This is a genomic window from Hymenobacter metallicola (genome assembly GCF_004745645.1).
In the GTDB taxonomy this organism is placed as follows: Bacteria; Bacteroidota; Bacteroidia; order Cytophagales; family Hymenobacteraceae; genus Hymenobacter; species Hymenobacter metallicola.
In genome coordinates this window covers 98,339-121,883 of sequence record NZ_SRMB01000001.1, presented here as the reverse complement: position 1 = coordinate 121,883, position 23,545 = coordinate 98,339, and the positions used below count along the sequence as shown (strand labels likewise).

Sequence of the window (23,545 nt, the reverse complement as noted above, 5' to 3'; positions counted from 1 at the left end):
AGCAAAAGAAATCAACAGGGTTGGGCGAGCTGCAGCTCCATGCCCGACTGAAAATATAAGTTAAGCTGGCTCTGCAAGCCATCGGCTGAGCGGCGCAGGCGCGTAATCAGGGCCCGGGTTTCTTCCTGCAGAAGTTGCAGTTCCAGGTAAGGCCGATTCAGCAGCCCGTCGCGCTCCACCGACCAGTGGCCGTTGTCCTGCTGCGTGGGCGCGTGTACCTGCAGCGTGCCGGGCTGCAGCAGCAGGCGCGTGGCCTGGGCCAGGGTGCTATCCGGATTACTCCGATTCAGCACCCGGTCCGACACGCACCACTCCCCGGTGAGGTACTCATCGGGCAGCTGTTGCAGGTTGACGTCAAATAAGATTTCGTCCATACTTCAACTGAAGTGTATCAATTTGAGTAGCCTTGGCGGCTGGGCCATCCCCTACCGGGAGCCGCTGTCCGCTAAAACTGATCTATACAAATATACTATTGTGCCCAACGTCTGCCACCCCTGAAAGTTCACTCTACGGTCGAGCTTGCAGACCCATATTCGGTTCTTATTGATTTTCACAGACATATTTTTTACCATACTTATTCAGCGTTTAAGACCACACGCCGTTGACCTAGTTAGGACGAGTCAGTTTCCCATATTTGAATAATACTAAATCAAGTAAGCTCCAACGTTATCAATTGGCAGCGGGGCAGGCCAGCGAAGCGGTGCTTGTTAACGCATGCATTGGTGCCTAGGCTTGCTGCACTATAATTATTTTACCATTCCAAGCAACCTATCCGGAAGCGGCCTAGTCTTTCGGGTACTTCACTCCTCCCCTACGCTTATTGGAATAATTTATATACGAAATATATCGTATGGTTTCTTTCAAAATACGAATTGTTTCGTATATGTTTGCACTACGAAACAATTCGTAAACCCAAGATGCCCGCGCGATGACTGACACCCCCTACCCCGCTTCCGGCCTGTTCAGCGCCCCATTTCTTTCGCGTAAGACCTCTACCAGCCGTCCTTGTTTGCTGGTACCCACCCTGGCCTTGCTGGCGCAGCTGGCAGTAGCCGCCCCGGCCCGGGCCCAGACGCTGGCCGCCCCGGCTGGCAGCAGCATAGCGTCGGCCGCGGCGAAGGGACGCCTGCTGGGCAGCGTGGTGCACGAAAAAACCGGGGCGCCCGTAGAGTTTGCCACGGTGGCGCTGTTGGAGCAGACGACCGGCAACACCGTAGACGGGGCTATCTGCGACGACCAGGGCCGGTTTGTGCTGACCAAAGTCAAGGCGGGCCTGTATAAGGTGACAGTCAGCTTTGTGGGCTACCAGCCCCGCACCGTGGAAAACGTGGCATTTAACACCAATGAGTCGGTGGTGGACCTGGGAGTGGTGAAGCTGGCGCCCAGCGTGCAGCAGCTCGGGGAGGTGAAGGTAACCGGGGAGCGGGAGCTGGTAGAAAACAAGGTGGACCGCATCGTGTACAACGCCGAAAAAGACCTGAGCAACGCCGGCGGCACGGCCAGCGACGTGCTGCAGAAAGTACCGCTGCTTTCCGTGGATTTGAACGGCAACCTGCAGCTGCGGGGCTCCACCAATATTCGGGTGCTGGTCAACAACAAGCCCTCCTCGATTCTGGCCTCCAACCTGGCCGATGCCCTCAAGCAGATTCCGGCCGACCAGATCAAAAGCGTGGAGGTCATCACCTCGCCCTCGGCCAAGTACGACGCGGAAGGCTCGGCGGGCATTGTCAACATCAACCTGAAGAAAAACAACCTGGAGGGCGTCAACGGGTCGGTGAATACTTCACTGGGCACCCGCGGGGCCTTTGCCAGCGGCACGGTAAACAGCCGGCAGGGCAAGCTGGGCCTGAACACCAACGTAGGCACCAATCTGTTTCTGAACCTGGCCCGCAACCAGAGCCGGCGCACCGACTTTCTGCCCGGCGGCCAGCAAAGCACCCTGGAGCAGCGCGGCGACTTCACCAACTTCGGCGGGGGCTACTTCGGGCAGCTGGGCCTCGACTACGACCTCACGCCCAAGGACGCGCTGAACGTAAGCGTACGGGGCAACGTGTTTAATTTCACCAACTCCCGCGCCCAGTTTACGCGCTTTGTTCTGCCCACCGTGCAGGATGAGTACAACCGCGAAATTGAGAACCAGAACGGCAGCCACAACCTCGACCTGAACTTTGGCTACACCCGCACCCTGCCCCGGCCGCGCCAGGAGCTGAGCTTTCTGGCCTTGTACACGGTCAACAACGGGCAAACCAACTACGACCTGGACCAGCAGCGCTACACCGACGTGAGCAGCTACATCGACTACCGGGAAAAGGGCCGCAACGACAACCGCAACCAGGAAACGACGTTCCAGACCGACTACGTGCAGCCCCTGGACAGCACCAAAACGCTGGAAATCGGGGTGAAAAGCATTCTGCGCAACGTGCGCAGCAACTACAGCATCGAAGCCGACAGTCTCAACGGCCGCGGGTTTGAGCTGGTGCCCAGCCGCTCCAACCAGTTTCGCTACGACCAGAACGTGTACGCTGGCTACCTGACCTATGGCTTTGCCGTGGGCAAGACGCTGACCTTCAAGGTAGGTGGCCGCCTGGAGCACACCCGCATCGACGGCGACTTTATGAGCGACCAGGCCCGGCTCCAGACCGACTACACCAACCTGGTGCCCAGCGTGCAGGCCGCCTGGGACGTGACCAAGGACCAGAAAATCAAGCTCAGCTACAACCGCCGGATTCAGCGGCCCAGTATTTTCTACCTCAACCCCTACATCAATACCAGCAACCCGCGCAACGTGCTGGTGGGCAACCCCGGCCTCGACGCCGAGCTGACCGACGCCTACGAGCTGGGTTATAACACCTATATCAACAAAAGCTCGATTACGTTTTCGGGCTACTGGCGCCAGACCAACAATGCCATTGAGGCCATTGCGCGCACGGTGCGGGCCCAGGACGTGCTGCCCATAGCTGATACTACCCGCCTGCTCTACACTACCTTTCAGAACGTGGCCCGCAATGCGACCTACGGCCTAAGCGTGTCGGGCTCGACCAAGCCCCTGCCCAAGTGGAACCTGACGGCCAACGTGAATATCTACTACATGTGGCTGCGCAGCCAGGCCCTGAACCTGGAAAACGGCGGCCTGATGCACAACGCCAACATCACCTCTTCCTGGGAGTTCGACAAGGGCTGGAGCGCCCAGTTTACGGGCCTTTTCAATTCGCGCCGGGTGCAGCTGCAGGGCTTGGCGTCGGGCTACCGGAGCTATAACCTGGCCGTGAAAAAGGAAATCCTCGACAAGAAGGGCAGCTTCACCCTGGCCGTTATCAACCCCTTCAACCGCCTGCTGATCTTCCGCAACGACCTGGCGTCCGACCAGTTTACCTACACCGACAACTCCTACTTCCGCAACCGGATTCTGCGCATCAGCTTCAACTACCAGTTTGGCAAGCTCGAAAACCGGCCCGCCCGCCCCAAAAAGAGCATCCGCAACGACGACCAGAAGGAAGGCGGCGGCCAGGGCTAAGCCGCCGGCGCGGGCCGCGGCAGGGAGTCCGGCCGGAGCCGGATAACGGTGAGCTTGTCCAGGGTCCAGATGACGGGGTAGATGGGGTCCAGCTCCCACCACTTCACGCCGAAGTTGACGCGGCTGGGCAGCTTGTGGTGGTTGTTCTGAAACAGCTCCCCGCCGGTCAGGAAATCGAAGAACAGCGAATTGCGCGACTTATCGTGGTTATCGAAGTTCTGGTAGCCGTACTTATGCCCGCTCCAGTTGACGATGGCCCCGTGCACGGCCCCCATGGAGAAGTGAATGGGCAGCAGCAGATACTGCCACCACGCGGTGGCAAACTGCACGTAGAACAGGATGTAGAAAATGCCCCAGCCCACGCGGGAATACCACTTGTTGCCGAAAGTATCCAGGGTGGTCCACTCGGGGTAGTCGCCGTGCCGGAACCGCTCGGCCACCGCGGAGCGGCCGTAGAGCACGTCGTGGTAGATGGCGCGGGTTTTCCACATCATCAGAAAGGCATTCGAGGAGTAGTGCGGGGAGTGCGGGTCGCGCTCCGTGTCGGAGTAGGCGTGGTGCATGCGGTGCAGCAGGGCGTAAGCCCGCGGCGAGAGAAAGGAAGAGCCCTGGCAGAGGTAAGTGAATACAAAAAAGACCCGCTCCCAGAGCCGACTCATGGTAAACATTTTGTGGGCGGCGTAGCGGTGCTGGAAAAAGGACTGGGTAAACAGCGACGCGTACCAGTGCACCAGAAAAAAGGCGAGAATAGCCATATACAAACCAGCAAAAAGGTGACTACCGGCTGACAGCACGCCCAGGCTCCGAACCAGACGCCTCGGGGCAGCTGGGGAAGATAGGCAATGTGCTGCATTTCAGCGGGTGGTTGCCCGAAAAAGCAGCGTACCGGCCGGCGACAACTGCCGGTTTTTGCTTTTCTTGCCCCCGCTTTCCGGTTCGCGCTTTTCTGGTTTTGCTATGTCGACTACCGATACCCTGGGCCTGGCGGTGCTGGCCACGCTGCGCCACAACTTCACCACCTACAAAACCCTGACCGAGCGGGCCCTGGCCCAGCTGACCACGGCCGAGTGGCTCGTGGAGCCCGCACCCGGCGCCAACAGCGCGGCCGTTATTGTGCAGCACATGAGTGGCAACCTCCGCTCCCGCTTCACCGACTTCCTGACCACCGACGGCGAAAAGCCCGACCGGCAGCGCGACCAGGAATTTGTCCAGCCCAGCACCGAGGCCGAAGTCGAGGCCCTGCAGCAGCGCTGGCACGCCACCTGGCCCATCCTCTTTGCCCTGCTCGACTCGCTGCAGCCCGCCGATTTGCTACGCACCGTCACCATTCGTGGGGAAAGCCACACGGCCTTGGCAGCGCTGGAGCGCCAGGCCACCCACTACGCCTACCACAGCGGCCAGGTGGTGCAGCTGGCCAAGCAACTGCGCGGCGCGGCCTGGCAAACCCTGAGTGTGCCCCGCGGCCAGAGTGAGCAGTTTAACCAGCAAATGCGGGCCCGCCTCAACCCAACGGCCCCTTCCGGAGTTTAGCCAGTATGCTCGCCATTACCACTTTGCTCACGCCGCAGTACGCGGCCCGCATCAACCGCATCATTAAGGGGCTGGAAATGGAGTTCGGCCTCGACGACGTGCAGGCCACCCCCGACCCGCACATTACCTACCAGCTGGCCGGGGTGCGCAAGCTCTCGGCCCTGAAAAGCGTGCTGAGCGAAGTGGCCAGCACCACCGAGCCCTTCGAGGTGCACACCACCGGCCTGGGCGTATTTCCGGGTCCCAACCCGGTTATCTACATTCCGGTGCTGCGAACCGACGAGCTAAACCGCCTGCACCAGCGCATCATTAAGGCTACGGCCCCGCTGTGCCTGCGCACCGACAAGTTCAGCGGCCCCGACTGCTGGCTGCCGCATATTTCCCTGGCCCTGCACGATACCACCCCCGAGCTGCTGGGCCCGGTGCTACAGTACCTGAACCAGCAGACTTTCAACCTCAAGCTCATGCTCGACAACCTGGCGATTCTGCGCCAGGAAGGCGAGCTGTTTCTGTGTGAAGAGCTGTTCCCGTTTGATGGCGCCCCGGCTCAGCCGCCTGCACCGCACGAGCCCGAAACCACTGCCTGCCCCGTGCCGGCTGCCCTGGCTCCGCCCCAGCAAACGTAGCGCGGGAGCCCGCACCGGGTAGTATATACCGCCGCGCCCCGCACCCGCACTTTTTGGCTGCCGGGCGCGGCAATCTGGTTTTCGCACCCGACCTTTACCGCTTCACTCTTCCTTTCTGCTTATGTACAACGCCGTACTTACTCTTCACTCCTGGAGCCGCTGGCTGGTGGTAATTTTTGGGTTGATTGCCGTATTCCGCGCCCTGGGTGGGTGGCAGGGCCGCAAGCCCTACGTGGGCGCCGACAACGGCATGGGCGCCGCCTTTGTGGGCTCCATGCACCTGCAGCTGCTGCTGGGCCTGCTTCTGTATTTCGGCCTGAGCCCGTTCGGGGTGAAAGCCTTTGAAACGGCCGGCAGCGCCGTGATGAAAGACCCCATTGGCCGCTTCTGGGGCGTCGAGCATATTGCCACCATGATTCTGGCCGTCGTTGCCGCTCAGGTGGGCCGCTCTCTGTCCAAGAAGGCTGCCGACCCCGTTCTCAAGCACAAGCGCGCCTTCGTGTGGTTTACCGTGGCCCTGCTGCTGGTGCTGCTCATGATTCCGTGGGGCATCTGGAATCCGGCCCGGCCCCTGTTCCGCTTCTAGCGGTATAGCGCATCAGTAACCTCATGCGGTATTTACAGCGGCGCCCGGGTAAACCCGGGCGCCGCTGTGTTTATCGGGCGGCAACGGGCGTCCGGCGCCTTTTTGCACTGTTGAGCTTGAGAAGCTCCGGCTCTTCTGCTGATCTTGCGTAGAATAAATTGCTATTATTGCACTTTACGCTCCTCCTAGTTGCAGCATTTTTTCTCTTTCTGACTGTGCAAAAGCCCGCCCCAGTATCCCGCTTTTCGCGAGACGAGTTTTGCGACCTGATCAACCACCAGCTGCACCAGCTGGAGTCCAGCCAGGATGCCAAACGCCAGTATGCGGCCGTATTAGCAGCCCTACGCACTAGCTTTGATGCCTATCAGAAGTCCCGTTTGCGGAGCGCCTAGTAGCCCTTTCCAAGCCAGTGGTAACTGCCAACCCTGCCCAGGGCTGGCAGTTTGTGTTTATACGGGCTCGGCGCCGACAAAAAAACGGCCCCGCTGAACTTCAACGGGGCCGTTTTAAGCTACTATTCTTTCTAGAGCGCGTAGCCTCCGGAGGCTTCCAGGCGCTGGGCATTCACCCAGCGGGCGGCGTCGGAGCAGAGGAAAGCCACTACCCCGCCCACGTCGTCGGGCTCCCCAATGCGGCCCAGGGCCGTGTTGCCGCTCATGTACTGCTCCAGCTGCGGGTGGGCCGCGCGGGCCGCCGCCGTGAAGTCGGTTTTGATAATGCCCGGTGCTACCACGTTGGCCCGGATGCCCCGGCTGCCCAGCTCCTTGGCCATGTACTTGGTCAGGGTTTCTACGGCGCCTTTCATCGAGGCGTAGGCTGCGTACCCGGGCGTGGTAAAGCGGGCCAGGCCCGTGGAGAAGTTCACGATGCCGCCCCCATCGGCCAGCAGCGGCAGCAGCTTCTGGGTCAGGAAATACACGCCTTTGAAGTGGACGTTCAGCAGGTTATCAAAGTCTTCCTCGGTGGTTTCGGGGAAGGGCGAGGGGGCATCGATACCGGCGTTGTTAATTAGAAAATCGAAGCTGGAGCGCTGCCACTTCTGCTGCAGCTGCTCCGAAACCGCAGCGACGAAGGCCGGAAACGTGGCGGTTTGGCTCGTGTCGAGCGGCAGGGCCACCGCCCGGCGGCCCAGGGCTTCAAGTTGCTGAACGGTAGCCTGGGCTTCGGCGGCTTTGCTGCGGTAGGTAATGATCAGGTCGTGGCCGGCTTGGGCCAGCTGCAGGGCGCTGTTGTGGCCCAGGCCGCGGCTGCCACCCGTGACGAGGGCAATTTTGGAAGTACTCATGGCTGTGTCTTGGTTTCTAGGGTAGAACAAGACAAAGGTGGCGGCTTCAGCTACCGAAAGTATGGTGAGAGCTTCCGTTTAAATGGTGACAGTTTCCGATTTTGCCAGGCGCTGCGCTTCCCACGCCTGCTCCCGGTACTGCTTGGGCGTGAGGCCGGCAAAGCGTTTGAAAAACTTGGTGAAGTTCGACGGGTCAAAGGTCAGGCCCATGGCAATGTCGGCTACCGAGCGGCGGGGGTCCAGTAGCTGCTGCCGGGCCACATCCATAATGCGGGCCTCGAAAAAGTAGCAGGGCGCCTGCCCGGTGGTGAGCTTGATGGTATTGCTCAGGTGGGTGGGGTGAATGTGGAGCTGGTCGGCAAAATCCCGGATTTCGAGCATTTCGGTAACCCGGCCACTGGCAATATCGGCCAGATGCTCGTCGATGAGGCGCAGAAAGTCGGCCGTAATTTCGTGCTGCCGGGCCAGCAGTTTCTTCGGAATGGGCGTGGTAGGCATGGCGTTGTGGTGCGGGTAAGGGTTGAGATACTGCCGGGCGACGACAGACGGAGTTTCGCGCCTTTGTTGGGGCTAATCTACGGGAAACGTACGTACCCCCTCTTAGAACAGCTAGCCGGCATGCCTGTTACTTGCATGCTCCTGCCGTTTGATTCTCGTAACTTAGTCTAATGAGCCAAGCTGTAACCCTCGAAGATTTTTACCAGCAGAAGATTCACTGGATGCCCGATAATCTGCAGCAGGATATCGGCCACTTCAATGTCTTTCGCCTCGACGACTTTGTGGGCCCTAAGGCCTGCCACCTGCCTTACAGCCGCAAGGACTTTTACAAAATAACCCTCGTAACCGGCCGCAGCACCTACTATTTCGCCGATAAGACCGTGGAAATCCTGGGGCATGCCCTGCTGTTTGCCAACCCCATGGTGCCCTACGACTGGGAGCCGCTCGACGACAACCAATCGGGCTACTTCTGCATCTTCACCGAGGCTTTCCTGCACCGCTACCTGCAGGCGGCCGCCCTAGAGCTGCCCATGTTTCGGCCCGGCGGGCAGCCCCTGTACGCCCTCACCGACGCACAGTTTGCCACTACCCGGCAGCTGTTCGAGAAGATGACCGCCGAAATAGATTCGGACTACGCGTATAAGTATGACTTGCTGCGCAACTACGTCTTCGAACTGCTGCACAGCGCATTGAAGCTGCAGCCAGCCACTGTGTTGTATAAGGACAGCAATGCGGCTACGCGCATCGCCTCCCTGTTCACGGAGCTGCTAGAACGGCAGTTCCCAATTGAAACCCCGGGCCAGCAGGTGCGCCTGCGCACTGCCAACGCCTTTGCCGGGCAGCTGGCCGTGCACGTCAACCACCTGAACCGGGCCCTGAAGGAAGTAACCGGCAAAACCACCACCCAGCTGATTGCCGCCCGCCTTACGCAGGAAGCCCATGCCCTACTGCAGCACACCACCTGGAGCGTGTCCGAAATCAGCTATTGTCTGGGCTTCGAAGAACCGGCTCACTTCACCAACTTCTTCCGCAAGCAGGCCGGCACTACTCCAACGGCCGTGCGGGCTGTTTGATTTTCGCAAGCATCGGTTTGAATGCGGTAAGCCCGGCGGCGGCCGGCCCCGCTACTTTTGCGCCATACCAACCGCGCAATTATGACAACGTCCAACGTATGGTTTGTGACCGGGGCCTCAAAGGGCCTGGGACTGACCCTGGTGCACGAACTACTAGCCCGCGGCTACGCCGTAGCCGCCACTTCCCGCAACCTGACGGAGCTGCAGCAGGCCGGGCCGCTCGACAATGACCGTTTTTTACCCCTGCACATGGACCTGAGCCAGGAAGCCAGCGTGCAGCAGGCCCTGGCAACGACCATCCGCACCTTTGGCCGCCTGGATGTGGTGGTCAACAACGCCGGGTACGGGCAGGTAGGCGCCCTGGAAGAGCTGTCGGACCAGGAAGCCCGCCAGAATTTTGAGGTCAACGTGTTTGGCCTGCTCCACGTGCTGCGAGCTGCCACGCCCTATCTGCGGGCCCAGGGCTCGGGCCGGGTGTTCAATATTTCTTCGGTGGGAGGCTTTTTTGGAAGCTTTCCGGGCTGGGGCATCTACTGCGCCACCAAGTTCGCCGTCGATGGCCTTACCGAGTCGTATGCCGCCGAGGTGCAGCCATTCGGCATTCAGGCCACTACTGTGAAGCCCGGCTACTTCCGCACCGGCTTTTTGTCGGCCGGCTCCATGGGTCAGCCCCAGGCGCCCATCGGGGCCTACCAGTCGGTGCGCGACTCTCAGATTCTGCACGCCGAGCAGATCAATGGCAACCAGCCCGGCGACCCGGCCAAGGCCGCGGCCGTCCTGATTCAGGCCAGTGAGGCCGAAACCCAGCCCCTGCACCTGTTTCTGGGCGAAGACGCTTACCAGATGGCCGCTCAGAAGATTGCCACCGTGCAGCGGGATATGCAGCAGTGGCAGGCCCTGGCTACGGCCACCGGCTTTGCCTAACCGCCTCCCCTCCTCTGTCATTGCGAGGACGAAGGACGAAGCAATCCGTCCTCTGCGCAGGTAGACCCGCTCTTTACTCAGAAAGCCCTAACGTCTACTCAGGCGTTAGGGCTTTTCACTTTAGAACACTCGGCACATTTCAGAGGACGGATTGCTTCGCGCTGCTCGCAATGACAGAACAATGGCTTTGTGGGTAAAGAACACGTCGTGCTGCGCAGAGGACGGATTGCTTCGGCTACCGCCTCGCAAGGACAGAATGGCTATTTTATATTCACTATTCTAAAGATTTACCCCCTCTTTTGTAGGTTCGTATAGGCAATAAACGGCCGAACCACGTACGCAAGGCTTTTGCGCGTCGTCGGCAGCGGCCGGCGGCCCTGGTTTTGTTGCCCTCCCATAAGGCTTTGCCGAGCCTTCCTACATTTTTTGCTTTTGCGCACCGTCTACCTACTCGCTCTTTGCTGCCTGCTTTCGTTGCAGGCCCTGGCCCAGTCTTCTTACCGGCGCGTGAAGGCCCGCAACGGCGACGGGGTGGAAACGCTGCTCATCCGCTACGGCCTGAACCCGCGCCTCTACAGCCGGCAGTTCAAGCAACTCAACCAGAAGAATTTGCGGCGCGGCAACGGCCTTATTACCGGCCGTACCTACCTGCTGCCCAAAGCCCAGGCCACGCGCAAAAACGCTTCCCGCTCGGCTGCCCGTACCACGCCGCGCCGCGCCCGTACCACTGCCCGCGCCGTTACCCGCCTGCCAGTCAGCAAGGCACCTATATCCAGCGCCCAGCTGTTTGGGCCCCGCATTGGCACGCCCCGGGCCCAGAACGGCACGCTGCGGGGCGCGGTATTTTACCTGTCTTCCGGCCACGGCGGCCCCGACCCCGGCGCCATCGGCAAGTACGGCTCCTTTAAGCTGGCCGAAGACGAGTACGCCTACGACGTGACCGTGCGCCTGGCCCGGGTGCTCATTGAGAACGGAGCTACCGTGTACGTTATGGTGCAGGACCCCAACGACGGTATCCGCGACGAAAACGTGCTGCCCATGGACTACGACGAGGTGCACTACCCCCACCGCCCGATTCCGCTGAGCCAGGTGCAGCGCCTGCGCCAGCGCATTGCCCAGGTAAATGCCCTGCACGCCCGGCACAAGGGCGCCTACCAGCGCCTGCTGGCCTTGCACGTCGACAGCCGCAGCGAGGGCCAGAACATCGACGTGTTCTTTTACCACCACCCCAACAGCCCCACCGGCCTGCGCCTGGCCAAGAACATTCACCGGGTGTTTACCTCCCGCTACAAGCGCGCCCAGCCCAACCGCCCCTACTCCGGCAACGTGTCGGAGCGCGGCACTCTGTTTGAGGTCCGCAACAGCCACGCCCCGGCCGTGTTCATGGAGCTGGGCAACATCCGCAACCAGAAAGACCAGCGCCGCTTCGTGGTGGCCGACAACCGCCAGGCCCTGGCCAACTGGATAGCCGAGGGCATCATTGCCGATTACCGGGGGAAGAAGTAACTTTTTTCGGGTTTTAAACCGCCTAGGCTGCTCATGCGCGCTTATATCAACCAGGACGCTTCCGGCGAGTGGGCTAATACCAACTGCTTTGCCGCTGCCGACGGATTTCGGCAGATGGGCTGGGAAATCGTGCCGTTTCACCGCTTTGCGGAGCTACCCAGTACTGAGCCCGCGGATATTGTCGTCAGCCACATCGACGATGTGGAAGGCGCGCTCCGGGCTCTGGGCTGTCCCGTGCCGCCCGCCCTGGACTACCCCGAGCAACTCCAGCCGTTTCTGGGGCGGCGCATGTGGCTCTCGACCATCAACGAGGTGGCCGCCGACCCGGCCCAGTGGCCCGTATTTGTGAAGCCCCGCCTGGCCCGCAAGAAGTTTACCGGCGTACTGGTGCGCCACTTCCGCGACCTGCTGGGCTGCGGCGACCAAGCCGAAAACACGCCCGTGTGGTGCGCCGAGCCGGTGCAGTTCGTGGCCGAGTGGCGCTGCTTCGTGCGTTACGGTGAGGTGCTGGCCGCCCAGCCCTACCGCGGCGACTGGCGCGCCCACTTCGACCCACACGTGGTGGAAGCCGCCGTGGCCGCCTATTCCGCCGCGCCCAAGGCCTATGCCCTCGACGTCGGCCGCACCGCTGCTGGCGCCACGCTGGTTATTGAAGTCAACGAAGGATATTCGGTGGGCAGCTACGGCCTGCCGCCGCTGCGTTACGCCAAGTTTCTGAGTGCCCGCTGGGCCGAGCTGACGGGCACTGCTGACGCCTGCGACTTTTAAGCTACGGCCTGCTCTGCTGCCCAGACCTTATGAACAAAAAAGCCCGATTTGAGCAGCTGCAAGCCCGTGTCTTTGCTGGCAGCTGGCTCGAAACTCAACAGGCGTGTGACCAGCTGCTGCGCTTCGGGGGCGGGTTCAGTACGACAATCCAACGCCGCAGCCGCCGGTTTCTGCTGGGTTTGCTTGCGCACGACAACGCCCACATCCGTAATGCGGCGGCCCTGGCCTTCAGGAAGAACCGGGCCCATTGGGCCGTAGCGGCCCTGCTGCGGGCATTGCTCCATCCAGCCAACCTTCGACACCGAGGCACCTTAGCCTACGCGCTGGAAAGGCTAGACTGCCGCCGGCACCTGAGTGGCTTATTCACGGTCTTGTTCAGCGCGGCGGGTACCAACTGGGAAGTGCAGATGCACATACTCACCGTGCTGGACACGCAACGCTTCACCAGTTCCCCGGAACAGCGCCGCGCTATTCGGCAGCAGTGGGAAAGCCTCAAGCCAGATTGGAACCGGCTGAATAAGATTGACGAGACTAGTGCATCAAAAACCGCTTTGAATGCTGCGCTGGTGCAATCCTTTGTCGACGCGTTGGCCGGAGCGGAGTAACCCTAGTACCACCATAGGGCAGCTGCGGTAAGGCTGTGCGGCCGCCACCCAACTCCGCCGCCCGCACCTACTTCCGGAGAAAAGCTACCTTCGTGGGACCCAATCTTCCCTCCCACCCAATCCTTTTCTCATGACTAACCCCCATGACCACGCCTGTATCAACGGGCAGCAACTCCACCCCGAGAGTTTGATGATGAGCTACGGCTACACGCCGGCCTGGAGCGAAGGCGCCATCAAGCCCCCGATTTTCCAGACCTCGACCTTCGTCTTTAAGAACGCCGAAGAAGGAAAAGCCTTTTTCGAACTAGCCTACGGCCTGCGCCAGCAGGGCCCCGACGAGGAAATGGGTTTGATTTACTCCCGCCTCAACAACCCCAGCCTCGAAATCCTGGAGCACCGCCTCACCCTCTGGGACGGGGCCGAGGAAGCCGCGAGTTTCGCCTCGGGCATGGCCGCCATCAGCACCACCTTGCTGGCCCTGCTGCAGCCCGGCGACGTGGTGCTGCACTCCGAGCCCGTGTATGGCGGCTCCGACTTCTTCCTCAAAAACGTGCTGCGCAAGTTCGGCATCGAGGCCCAGGGCTTTTTGCCCACGGCCACGCCCGAGCAGCTCGAAGCCCAGGCCGCGGCCATTGCTCCCGGCCGCCTGGCCATGATTTTTGTGGAAACGCCCGCCAACCCCACCAACCACCTCGTGGATTTGGAAGCCTGCGCCGCGTTGGCCCGCCGCTACGGCTCGGCCGAGAAACCGGTGCGCCTGGTAGTGGATAATACCTTCCTGGGGCCCGTGTTTCAGCACCCCTTAAAGCACGGCGCCGACGTGGTGCTCTACTCAGCCACCAAGTTCCTGGGCGGCCACTCCGACCTGATTGCGGGGGCGGCGCTGAGTTCCAAGGCCCTGATGAAGGAAATCAAGGCCATGCGCACCTTTATGGGGACCATGTGTGACCCTAACACCGGCTGGATGCTGATGCGCAGCCTCGAAACCCTGAAGCTGCGCATGGAGCGCGCCGCCACCTCGGCCCAGGTCATTGCCGACTGGCTGCGGGCCCACCCCCTGGTAGCGCGCACCTACTACCTGACGCACCTGGAGCACTGCCCCGTGCAGCAGGATATCTACCGCCGCCACTGCCTCTCGCCCGGCTCCATGATTTCGTTCGACATCCGCGGCGGCGAGGCCGAAGCTTTCCGCTTTCTCAACGCCCTGCGCCTGATTAAGCTGGCCGTGAGCCTGGGCGGCACTGAAAGCCTGGCCGAGCACCCGGCCACCATGACCCACTCCGACATCACCCCCGCCGACCAGCTCGAAATGGGCATAACGTCCCAGATGATTCGCCTCAGCATCGGGGTGGAAGATGCCCAGGACCTGATGCTGGATCTGAGCCAGGCCTTTGAGGCCGTAGGTGTGCCGCAGCAAGTACGGGAGGTGGAACTGGCGTAGGCCGCCGGATGCGTAAACTAATTGACCGAACAACTCGAGGGTAGCCGAGTATTTGCAGGGCCTATACGCCCAATCCGTTGTCTACACCATCATCAAAGCCCGCCGCTGAAGTTCAGCGGCGGGCTTTTTTGCTTGCTATTTTTGAATTAACTGGCTTTATTTCAAAAATATCCACTCTATCCTATATGAAAACCGACTCTACTCCCGCCGTTGCGATTGACGCCAAGCTGGCCCGCTCGGTCCACGATACGGTGGCCCCTTCGGCAGAGCACGGACCCGCTGCCTGCCTCAACTGCGGTACCCTGGTAGCCGACCGGTTTTGCGGGCACTGCGGGCAGGATGCCCACCACACCCACCGCTTCACGATGCGCTACCTGCTGCTACACGATTTGCCGCACTCCGTCTGGCACGTCGATAAGGGCGTGCTCTATACCCTGCGCCAGATGCTGACCCGCCCCGGCTTTGCCATTGCCGAGTACCTGGCCGGCCGCCGGGCCCAGCACTTTCGGCCCGTGGCTTACCTGCTGCTGGTTGGGGGCCTAGGCGCGCTGCTCATGTCCATGCTCCACGTGCAGCCCTTTCCGCCCGAGAAGGTCGCGACCATGCCCAAAGTGTTTTTACTGGCCATGGACCGGTATATGACCTCGCTCTACAAGTACCCGTCGCTGATTTACACGGTGCTGCTGCCTATTAACGCACTGGTAGCGTGGCTGCTGCTGCGGGCCACGCGCTACCACTACACCGAAATGCTGGTTGCACAGGCCTTTATTACCGGTACCGTCACGGTCCCGGCCGTGGCCCTCACCGTGCTGCTAGCCCTGCTGGCCCGGCGCCTGCCCGCGCTACACAATCTGTCCTTTGTGTTGGCGCTGCCGTCCCTGGTGTACCCTATCTGGGTGTATTGGCAGATGCAAGCGCACACGCAGCTGTCGGCCACCAGCCGGTGGGTACGGGCCGCCGGGGCCTCCCTGCTGCAGTTCCTAGTCCTGATGCTGGCCTGCTTTATCTACATAGCCTTCCTGATAACATCGCTGCTGCGTCAGGACCCGAGTCTGCGCCAGGATATGCAGCAGAAGCTTAAGGCAAAACCCACTACTACCCAGGTCGCGCCCGGGCGGCCGTAGCACGGCGGGCTTTAGCAGGCAGCCGATTGCCGGTAAGTCCGCCGCTGGGTTCAGGGGCGGACTTTTTGTGGCAGCTTACCCGATCTTGATGGCAGGCAGTTTGCCAAGCGCTACTCTTGGCAAAGACATACTGTCGGCTCTTAGCTAAACAAGGTTGGGGTAAACAATTTGAAATTGTTTACCCCAACCTTGTTTAGCTCAACCCTATTTAGCCAATATAATGAACACCAGCGCCCTTCGCACTCTTTTCGGCCTTAGCCAGGATATGCTGGCCGACTGGCTGGGCATAGCCCGCTCGAGCCTGGCCCTGACTGAGCGAGGCTATCAATCAACTACTCCGGCTACGGGGGTGCAGCAGCTACGCCTGGAACTGGCGGCCCAGGGCCTCGTGTATGATGGGGCAGGTGGTACTTTTCCGGCCCCTCCGCCCCTGCCCGAGCCGGAGCCCAATCTGGAGGAGTTGAGATACTGCCTGCGCGTATGTCGGGCCAAGATACAGGGCCTAGAGCTGGAGCTGGAAACCCTGCGCCGCCGGGCCGACCCGCTCAAGGCGCGACTGGTGGCCGTGCCAGCCCTGCGGGCTTACCCCGGCCCCGTCGAAAACGCGGAAGACGACCAGGACTGGATTACTCTCTTTGAACTGCAAGCCCGCAAGCAACTGCGAACTACCTGCGGGGCCACGGCTAAACGGCTGCTGGAGGCCCGACTGGCTGGGCTGCGCTGCGAGGCGGAGATGTTGGCTGGAAGTTTGGAAGATGAAGCAGCTACTCTCGACTAACCCAAGCCGGTACCGGGCCGAATGATGGCAACGGATGAGCTCAGCTCGTTATGATTGAGCATTAATGACCCATAAAATACCTGGAAATAGGTATTGGTGGGGACAAAGGCCCGGACGATCTTTGTCAATCATTCAACTCAAATTCCGTGAAAAAACTCTTGCCCTTGCTTTGGCTGTTGGCCGCTACCTTATTCAGTATTCCTTTCCAAGGCTGTAAAGAGGATTCGGAAACACCGGCCCCTGCTACCAATGACTCCGCTGTAATCGGGAAGTGGACGGCCGATAAAGAAACCATTTTCTGGAGAAATCCACCAAGAACCGAGGTGATTACCATGGCTCAGAGCTTTACTTTCCAGGGCAATACCGTAACCCAGGTGCGCAATGGTAACACGCGTACCGGGACGTATGTCTTTAATCAACAAAAGATGGAAATACTCATGTCTTGGTCGAGCGTACCATATAGAGTGGTATCGTTGAGTGCAACCGAACTAATGTTGGAAGACCTGACCGATCAAAGCTTCGTCGTTCAGATTGCACTGAAAAAGTAAATACGAAGTGTGCTCAACTAAGAGGTTCATTGTATTCAGTTTCCTGGCCACTGGTGATGACTATGCCCCCACCTGTTGTGCACAATAGGCTGTTTGCAAGGCATCATTCAAATACAGGAAACTCCGTCGTCAGTGAGTGATTTAGTGTCAAATCGACATTTTATAATCCGTACTTGAAGTAGTCTACCAGTTATAACTAAAAAGCCCGCCGCTGAAGCTCAGCGGCGGGCTTTTTAGTTAAACGGTGAAGGCAATTATTGGCCCAGCACCATGGCAAACACCAGCGGGGCGACGATGGTAGCGTCCGACTCGATGATGTACTTGGGCGTGTCCTGGCCCAGCTTGCCCCAGGTGATTTTCTCGTTGGGCACGGCGCCGGAGTACGAGCCGTACGACGTGGTCGAGTCCGAAATCTGGCAGAAGTAGCCCCACAGCGGCACCGAGGTGCGCTGCAAGTCCTGGTGCAGCATGGGCACCACGCAGATGGGGAAGTCGCCGGCAATGCCGCCGCCAATCTGGAAGAAGCCTACTTTGCTTTCCTCCTGGGCGTTCTGGGTGTACCAGTCGGCCAGGTAGATCATGTACTCGATGCCGGTGCGCACGGTGTGCACGTTCTTAATGTCGCCGCTAATCACGTGGCCGGCAAAGATGTTACCCAGCGTGGAGTCTTCCCAACCGGGGCAGATGATGGGCAGGTTTTTCTCGGCGGCAGCCAGCATCCAGGAGTCCTTGGGGTCAATCTGGTAGTACTGCTCCAGCTCGCCCGACTTGAGGATCTGGTAGAAGAACTCATGGGGGAAGTACCGCTCGCCGGCTTTGTCGGCCTGCTCCCAGAACTTCAGTACCGAGTGCTCCAGGCGGCGCATGGCTTCCTCTTCGGGAATGCAGGTGTCGGTCACGCGGTTCATGTGGCGCTCGAGCAGGGCCTGCTCGTCGGCCGCCGTCAGGTCGCGGTAGTTGGGCACCCGCTCGTAGAAGTCGTGGGCCACGAGGTTGAAGATATCCTCTTCCAGGTTGGCACCGGTGCAGCTGATGATTTGCACCTTGTCCTGGCGGATGAGTTCGGCCAGCTGGATGCCCATTTCGGCGGTGCTCATGGCCCCGGCCAGGGTAATCATCATCTTGCCGCCTTCGGCCAGGTGCTTGTTGTAGCCTTCGGCGGCGTCAATCAGGGCAGCGGCGTTGAAGTGGCGGTAGTGGTGCTTGAGGAAGTTCGTTACGTTCATCGAATCGTAGGTTCAGTGGGTAAGTGGGTGTGCGGTTTACAATCAAATTACAACCGGGAATCGTTCAATGGCGGGGCGCTATATCCAAGATTCTGCATAGCGTACCATTGCGGCTGGGTTGCTCACAAAAAAGGCCTCTAGCCGGGCTGCTCAATCATCAGGTTGTGGTTGGTGTAGATGCAGATGTCGGCGGCAATGTGCAGGGCATCTTCCACCATCTGGCGAGCGGTGAGGTGGGGCGCGTGCTTCTTCAAAGCCAGGGCGGCGGCCTGGGCATACATGGCCCCAGAGCCGATGGCGGCCACGTCGGAGTCAGGCTCGAGCACGTCGCCGGTGCCGGCAATGATGAGCAGCTCGTCCTTGTCGGCCACTACCATCATGGCTTCGAGCTTGCGCAGGTACTGGTCTTTGCGCCACTCCTTGGCCAGCTCAATGGCGGCCCGGCGCAGCTGCCCGCCGTAGCCGTTGAGCTTTTCCTCAAACTTGTCGAGCAGCATGAAGGCATCGGCCGTGGAGCCGGCAAAGCCCGTCACGACTTTACCATCCTGGAGCTTGCGCACCTTACGCACGTTGCTCTTGGCCACGTGCTTGTCCATAGTGGCCTGGCCGTCGGCGCCGAGGGCAATTTCGCCGTTGTGGCGGATGCCGAGCACAGTCGTGGAGCGGATTCTCATATGCTAGTTGTCAGTTGGTGGTGGTTCGTTATCTGGTGAGCGGATAGCAAAGAAGTCAGCCATCGGTACGTTGCATACCTACGGCTGACTCCCCATTCTATATTATCAAACAGGCATCAGCTGACAACGAGCAGCTGATGCCTGACAACTCACATCAGAAACGGGCCTGCAATTTAGCAAAGTAAAACCGACCGTTCGCGCCCATCTGCACCGGGTCCCAGGCGCCGCCGGTTTCGGTGAGCTGGGGGTTGAACAGCGTGGGGTACACATTGCCCAGGTTGGAGCTGCCAATCGCCAGCTGCACATGGTCGCTGAGCGAGTAGCTCAGCGTCAGGTCGGTGGTGGTGCGCGCCTTGTAGTTCATTGGGTCGCCGTTCCAGTCGATGAGCTGCACTTTGTCGAAGCGCACGAAGCGCAGCAGGGCTCCGAAGCGGCTCACTTTGTAGTCGAAGGTCAGGTTGATTTTGGACGGCGGGGCCGAGGCCTTCACAAAAGCCTGCTCCCGGGCCCCGAAAAACTCTTCTTCCCGGCCCGTGAGGCGGCCCGACGTCTGCACCCGGTCGATGCGCAGGCGGTTGAAGTTGGCGGCCAGCGTCGAGTTCAGGCGGCCGCCCGCACCCAGGGCCAGGGCGTGGTTCAGCACTACGTCGAGGCCGATGGAGCGGGTGTCGGCCGCATTGGCAAAGAACTGGGCCTGGCCCACGTTCAGGGCCTGCAGGTCCTCCCCGATAACCGGGTCGTCGGCGCTGAACTGGCTGGTGAGCACCACCCGGTCCTTGACCTTGATGTAGTAGCCGTCCAGCGTCAGGCTCAGCGAGGAGCCGATGCGGCTGGTCAGGCCCACGTTGGCGCTGTTGGAGGTTTCCTGCTTCAAACTCGGAATACCCAGCTTCCGGGTCACGGCGCTGTTGTTGCGGGCCAGCAGCACTTCTACCGGCTCGCCGCCAATGAAGTTGGTGAAGGTCGAGTTGAAGTTGATCTGAGCCAATGACGGCGCCCGGAAGCCGGTGCTGTAGGTGCCGCGCAGGGTCAGAAACTCGGTCAGGTTGTAGCGCGTGGACGCTTTGTAATTGAGCGTACTGCCAAAGTCGGTGTAGTTCTCGAAGCGTAGGGCCCCGGCCAGCAGCCACTGCGGCGTCAGGCTCAGCTCGGCGTCGACGTAGGCCCCGAAATTGGAGCGCTTGGCCTCAATGGCATCGGTGGGCTGGAACCCAGGAAAGCCCTGGGAGCCGCTGGCTACTTCCACATTAGGGTCGGTGTTGTAGTTGCGGTACGACTTTTCCTCGCCGGCAAACAGCGAATACCGCTCGCGCCGCCACTCCGCCCCGGCCGCCACGTTCAGGCCCTGCAGCACGGTTTTGAAGTTGCGGGTCAGCCCCAGGCTCACGATGTCCTGCGAGAGCTGGAAGCCGCCCGCGTCGAAGGAAGTCGGGGAGCTGGCGCCCAGCGAGGCATTCAGCGAGTTTTCCACCCCGTACTCGAAGCGGTTGGAGCCGAAGTTCTCGCTCAAATCCAGCTCCCAGCCGCCCAGCGAGGTGCGGAAACCAGCCACGGCCGACACATCCCAGATGTCGCTGGTAATGATGGGGTCGAAGCCGTTGGGGTAAATGGCGGGCACGTTGCGGTCATCGTCGGCAAAGCGCGTCCAGGCGAAGGCGTCGCCCCGGCGCTTGTTGGCCCCGCCAAACACGTAGATGTGGGATTTGTCGCTGAGGGCAAACTTGGAGTTCAGGTAGCCCGACACGTTGGTTACTTCCGGGTCGCCGTATTCGCGGCGGGCCAGGCCGTCGGGCGAGGGCACGTTGGCTCGCTGGGTATGCTCGCGCTTGTTGTAGTCGAGGGTGGCATTGATAAAGCTGCCCCGCTCGCCCAGGCCCAGGCCGTAGTTGAGGTTGGCGTTGAAGTTGCCCCCGTCGAATTTCTCGTCATCGAAGCGGTATTTGGCGTCGTAGGCGCCGTAGTTCACGCTGGCCGTGAGCTCCTTCACCGAGCTTTTCAGCACGATGTTAATCACGCCGGCAATGGCATCGGAGCCGTATTGGGCCGCCGCCCCGTCGCGCAGAATCTCGATTCGCTCGATGCTGGCGGCCGGAATAACGTTCAGGTCGGTGCCGGTGTTGCCGCGGCCGCGCGAGCCAAACAGGTTCACCAAAGCCGACTGGTGCTGGCGCTTGCCGTTGACGAGCACCAGGGTCTGGTCGGGCCCGAGGCCGCGCAGCGAGGCTGGGTCTACGTGGTCGGCCCCGTCGGAGCCGGTCTGGCGGTTGGAGTTAAAGGAAGGCGCCACAAACTGCAGCAGCTGATTCACGTCGAGCTGGCCCGTGCGGGTGGTTACTTCCCGCAGGTCGATGATGTCGACGGGCGAGGGCGAGTCGGTCACGGAGCGGTTCTGGCTGCGCGAGCCTACTACCTGCACGGTACCCAGGCTGGTCGTGGCCTCGGCCAAACTCACGCTGACCTCCCCGCTGCCGGCCGTTACTTCCTGGGAGGCAAAGCCGATGGAGCTGATAACCAGCCGGGGGGCGGCAGCCCGGGTCGAGAGACTAAACCGGCCGTCGTTGTCGGTAGCCGTGCCGTTGTTGGTGCCTTTTTCCACCACGGTGGCGCCAATCACAGGCCGGCCGGCGGCATCCAGCACCCGGCCACTCAGGGTTTGACTCTGTGCCCAGGCCGTAGCACTGGTCAGGCACATGGCTACTGCTACTATAGTAATTTTCCGCATGCTCGGGTTGAGTTGGTGAATACCCGGGGAATCGTGTTGTATCCCCTATTTAGCAAGTATAGTGCTTTTACCATGAAATAGGCGAGCGAACAAAAAAACCAGCCGGTTGGGGCTGGTTTTTTGTTCGTGGCAATAAAAGCCGGTATCTCTTATCAGATCAGCATCCGCATGGGATCTTCCAGCAGGCTTTTCAGCGTCTGCAGGAAGGCCGCACCCGTAGCGCCGTCTACCACGCGGTGGTCGCACGAGAGGGTTACTTTCATCACGTTGCCAATGGCCAGCTGTCCGTCTTTTACCACGGCCGTCTGCTTGATGCCGCCCACGGCCAGGATGCAGGCATCCGGGGGGTTGATAATGGCCGTGAATTCCTCAATGCCGAACATGCCCAAGTTGGAGATAGTGAAAGTACTGCCCTCCCACTCGGCGGGCTGCAACTTCTTGCTCTTGGCTTTGCCGGCCAGTTCTTTCACCTCGGTGGCAATGGTCGAGAGGCCTTTGCCGTCGGCGTTGCGCACTACGGGCACCAGCAGGCCTTCGTCCACGGCGACGGCCACGCCAATGTTGACCACCTTGTTCTGACGGATTTTGTCGCCGAGCCAAGAGGAGTTGACAGCCGGGTGCTGCTTCAGCGCTACGGCGGCGGCTTTGATAACCAGGTCGTTGAAGCTGAGCTTCACCGGCGACAGGGCGTTGAGCTGGGTACGGACCTCCATGGCCCGGTCCATCAGGATTTCCATCGTCAGATAGAAATGCGGGGCCGTGAAGAGGCTTTCCGACAGACGGCGGGCAATAACTTTGCGCATCTGCGACACGGGCGTGTCGGTGTAGGTGCCGTCGGCGGGCTGGGCGGCCGGAGCTGCCGCGGGAGCCGGAGCAGCCGGGGCTGGCGCAGCAGCAGCCGGGGCCGGGGCCGCCGAAGGCGCGGTAGTGGGAGTAGCAGTGGGCTGGGCAGCCGGAGCAGGCGTTGCCGAGGCGTTTTCCAGGTCGCGCGACACAATGCGGCCGTTTTCGCCCGAGCCTTTGATGGTAGCCAAGTCAATCCCTTTTTCGCGGGCAATGCTCTTGGCCAGCGGGGAAGCAAACAGACGGCCGCCGGTGGTAGTAGCCGCCTGGGGAGCGGCGGCCGCGGCCGGAGCTGCTTCGGCCGGGGCGGGCGTGGTAGCTACTGGGGCCTCGGCCGGAGCGGCAGCAGGAGCCGCGGCCCCACCCGACTGCCCACCGAGCAGGGCCTGCACGTCGGCACCCTCTTCGCCGATGATGGCCAGAATACCATCGACGGCTACGGCTTCTCCTTCTTTCGGACCGATATAGAGCAGGGTGCCATCGTCGTAGTTTTCCAGCTCCATGGTAGCCTTGTCGGTTTCGACCTCCGCCAGCACGTCGCCGGATTTGACTTTGTCGCCGACCTTTTTCTGCCAGGAAGCAATGGTGCCTTCGGTCATCGTGTCGCTCATTTTGGGCATCCGGATCACCGTGGCTTTTTTGCCGTTGCCGGCCGGAGCGGCGGGGGCTGCCGGAGCGGGAGCTGGCGCAGCCGGAGCCGGAGCCGGAGCCGCTGCTGCGGGAGCCGGCGCGGCGGGAGCTTCTTCAGCCTTGGGAGCTGGCGCCGGGGTGCCACCGCCCTGAATCTGGCTTAGCAGCGCCGAAATATCTTCACCTTCCTTGCCCACAATGGCCAACACCCCATCCACGGGTACGGCTTCGGTTTCTTTGGGACCAATGTAGAGCAGGGTACCGTCTTCGTAGTTTTCCAGCTCCATCGTGGCCTTGTCGGTTTCTACTTCGGCCAGGACGTCCCCGGATTTGACTTTATCACCCACCTTTTTGAGCCACGCCGCAATGACCCCCTCGGTCATGGTGTCGCTCATTTTGGGCATTTTTATGATTTCGGCCATCTGCGTCTTCGAGTGTATTGTGTAGGGTCAAAATTAGCCCGAAAATCTTCGGGTGCAAACAATAACGTAGCCGCAAAGAGCCTAGGCACTTCAGCGAATCTTCGCCCCTGCCAGTAGCAGGCAGAGTATTAGCAAATTGCTATTAGCCGGGGCCTGCTTCCGGGCTTTTTCAGCGGGCGTTGCGTGGCGGCATTTTCGCCCCACAGCTTCCCTTTAGCTTTT

22 protein-coding genes are annotated in these 23,545 nt (G+C 60.7%); 14 read left to right on the top strand and 8 right to left on the bottom strand.

The window, feature by feature from the left end:
• Nucleotides 1–11: 11 nt before the first annotated feature.
• Nucleotides 12–374, bottom strand: a complete 363-nt coding sequence (locus tag E5K02_RS00550) for a hypothetical protein (RefSeq protein WP_135391360.1) — start codon at nucleotides 372–374, stop codon at nucleotides 12–14.
• A 554-nt stretch (nucleotides 375–928) separates the two neighbouring features.
• Between E5K02_RS00550 and E5K02_RS00545 the strand changes: the two genes are divergently transcribed.
• Entirely contained in the window at nucleotides 929–3,514 is a 2,586-nt protein-coding gene (locus tag E5K02_RS00545) for an outer membrane beta-barrel family protein (RefSeq protein ID WP_135391359.1), read from the top strand.
• On the opposite strand, the gene E5K02_RS00540 is transcribed toward E5K02_RS00545, so the two are convergent.
• Entirely contained in the window at nucleotides 3,511–4,269 is a 759-nt protein-coding gene (locus tag E5K02_RS00540) for an acyl-CoA desaturase (protein ID WP_135391358.1), read from the bottom strand. The genes E5K02_RS00545 and E5K02_RS00540 overlap by 4 nt on opposite strands.
• Before the next feature lie 202 nt (nucleotides 4,270–4,471).
• Between E5K02_RS00540 and E5K02_RS00535 the strand changes: the two genes are divergently transcribed.
• From E5K02_RS00535 to E5K02_RS25405, 4 genes are all read left to right on the top strand, one after another.
• The gene (locus E5K02_RS00535; RefSeq protein WP_135391357.1) at nucleotides 4,472–5,044 is read left to right on the top strand and encodes a DUF1572 family protein; all 573 of its coding nucleotides are present in this window, start codon (nucleotides 4,472–4,474) and stop codon (nucleotides 5,042–5,044) included.
• Between the two features lie 5 nt (nucleotides 5,045–5,049).
• Entirely contained in the window at nucleotides 5,050–5,670 is a 621-nt protein-coding gene (locus E5K02_RS00530; protein WP_135391356.1) for a 2'-5' RNA ligase family protein, read from the top strand.
• Between the two features lie 121 nt (nucleotides 5,671–5,791).
• Nucleotides 5,792–6,256 carry a hypothetical protein gene (locus tag E5K02_RS00525; RefSeq protein ID WP_135391355.1) on the top strand — a complete coding sequence of 155 codons (465 nt, stop codon included), beginning with the start codon at nucleotides 5,792–5,794 and terminating at the stop codon, nucleotides 6,254–6,256.
• A gap of 215 nt (nucleotides 6,257–6,471) precedes the next feature.
• On the top strand, nucleotides 6,472–6,648 hold the full coding sequence (locus tag E5K02_RS25405; RefSeq protein WP_167856223.1) for a hypothetical protein: 177 nt from the start codon (nucleotides 6,472–6,474) through the stop codon (nucleotides 6,646–6,648).
• A 131-nt stretch (nucleotides 6,649–6,779) separates the two neighbouring features.
• On the opposite strand, the gene E5K02_RS00520 is transcribed toward E5K02_RS25405, so the two are convergent.
• Entirely contained in the window at nucleotides 6,780–7,541 is a 762-nt protein-coding gene (locus E5K02_RS00520; RefSeq protein ID WP_135391354.1) for an SDR family NAD(P)-dependent oxidoreductase, read from the bottom strand.
• Between the two features lie 78 nt (nucleotides 7,542–7,619).
• On the bottom strand, nucleotides 7,620–8,039 hold the full coding sequence (locus E5K02_RS00515) for a helix-turn-helix domain-containing protein (protein ID WP_135391353.1): 420 nt from the start codon (nucleotides 8,037–8,039) through the stop codon (nucleotides 7,620–7,622).
• Nucleotides 8,040–8,209: 170 nt separating this feature from the next.
• Here E5K02_RS00515 and E5K02_RS00510 point away from each other — a divergent pair, with 170 nt between their 5' ends.
• From E5K02_RS00510 to E5K02_RS00470, 9 genes are all read left to right on the top strand, one after another.
• Nucleotides 8,210–9,112: a helix-turn-helix domain-containing protein gene (locus E5K02_RS00510; protein WP_135391352.1), complete on the top strand. Its 903-nt coding sequence runs from the start codon at nucleotides 8,210–8,212 to the stop codon at nucleotides 9,110–9,112.
• A gap of 81 nt (nucleotides 9,113–9,193) precedes the next feature.
• Nucleotides 9,194–10,036, top strand: a complete 843-nt coding sequence (locus tag E5K02_RS00505; protein ID WP_135391351.1) for an SDR family oxidoreductase — start codon at nucleotides 9,194–9,196, stop codon at nucleotides 10,034–10,036.
• Nucleotides 10,037–10,468: 432 nt separating this feature from the next.
• A complete protein-coding gene (locus E5K02_RS00500; RefSeq protein WP_240737088.1) occupies nucleotides 10,469–11,542 on the top strand; it encodes an N-acetylmuramoyl-L-alanine amidase family protein in 1,074 nt (357 codons plus the stop codon).
• A gap of 33 nt (nucleotides 11,543–11,575) precedes the next feature.
• Complete coding sequence (locus tag E5K02_RS00495) at nucleotides 11,576–12,310, top strand: ATP-grasp domain-containing protein (RefSeq protein ID WP_135391350.1); 735 nt, start codon at nucleotides 11,576–11,578, stop codon at nucleotides 12,308–12,310.
• Nucleotides 12,311–12,339: 29 nt separating this feature from the next.
• A complete protein-coding gene (locus tag E5K02_RS00490; protein WP_135391349.1) occupies nucleotides 12,340–12,915 on the top strand; it encodes a hypothetical protein in 576 nt (191 codons plus the stop codon).
• A gap of 130 nt (nucleotides 12,916–13,045) precedes the next feature.
• Nucleotides 13,046–14,356, top strand: coding sequence for a cystathionine gamma-synthase family protein (locus E5K02_RS00485; RefSeq protein ID WP_135391348.1), 1,311 nt, complete (start codon nucleotides 13,046–13,048; stop codon nucleotides 14,354–14,356).
• Between the two features lie 185 nt (nucleotides 14,357–14,541).
• On the top strand, nucleotides 14,542–15,480 hold the full coding sequence (locus tag E5K02_RS00480) for a DUF3667 domain-containing protein (RefSeq protein ID WP_135391347.1): 939 nt from the start codon (nucleotides 14,542–14,544) through the stop codon (nucleotides 15,478–15,480).
• A 220-nt stretch (nucleotides 15,481–15,700) separates the two neighbouring features.
• Nucleotides 15,701–16,258: a hypothetical protein gene (locus E5K02_RS00475; RefSeq protein WP_135391346.1), complete on the top strand. Its 558-nt coding sequence runs from the start codon at nucleotides 15,701–15,703 to the stop codon at nucleotides 16,256–16,258.
• A gap of 146 nt (nucleotides 16,259–16,404) precedes the next feature.
• The gene (locus E5K02_RS00470; protein ID WP_135391345.1) at nucleotides 16,405–16,806 is read left to right on the top strand and encodes a hypothetical protein; all 402 of its coding nucleotides are present in this window, start codon (nucleotides 16,405–16,407) and stop codon (nucleotides 16,804–16,806) included.
• A 254-nt stretch (nucleotides 16,807–17,060) separates the two neighbouring features.
• Here E5K02_RS00470 and E5K02_RS00465 read toward each other — a convergent pair whose 3' ends face one another.
• The 4 genes from E5K02_RS00465 to E5K02_RS00450 all read right to left on the bottom strand — a co-directional run bounded on the left by E5K02_RS00465 (nucleotide 17,061) and on the right by E5K02_RS00450 (nucleotide 23,323).
• The gene (locus E5K02_RS00465) at nucleotides 17,061–18,032 is read right to left on the bottom strand and encodes a deoxyhypusine synthase family protein (RefSeq protein WP_135391344.1); all 972 of its coding nucleotides are present in this window, start codon (nucleotides 18,030–18,032) and stop codon (nucleotides 17,061–17,063) included.
• A gap of 137 nt (nucleotides 18,033–18,169) precedes the next feature.
• Complete coding sequence (gene hslV / locus E5K02_RS00460) at nucleotides 18,170–18,706, bottom strand: ATP-dependent protease subunit HslV (protein WP_135391343.1); 537 nt, start codon at nucleotides 18,704–18,706, stop codon at nucleotides 18,170–18,172.
• Nucleotides 18,707–18,860: 154 nt separating this feature from the next.
• Nucleotides 18,861–21,428 (bottom strand): TonB-dependent receptor, encoded by a 2,568-nt coding sequence (locus E5K02_RS00455; RefSeq protein ID WP_135391342.1) that lies wholly within the window; start codon nucleotides 21,426–21,428, stop codon nucleotides 18,861–18,863.
• Between the two features lie 152 nt (nucleotides 21,429–21,580).
• Nucleotides 21,581–23,323 (bottom strand): pyruvate dehydrogenase complex dihydrolipoamide acetyltransferase, encoded by a 1,743-nt coding sequence (locus tag E5K02_RS00450; protein ID WP_135391341.1) that lies wholly within the window; start codon nucleotides 23,321–23,323, stop codon nucleotides 21,581–21,583.
• Nucleotides 23,324–23,545: the final 222 nt, after the last annotated feature.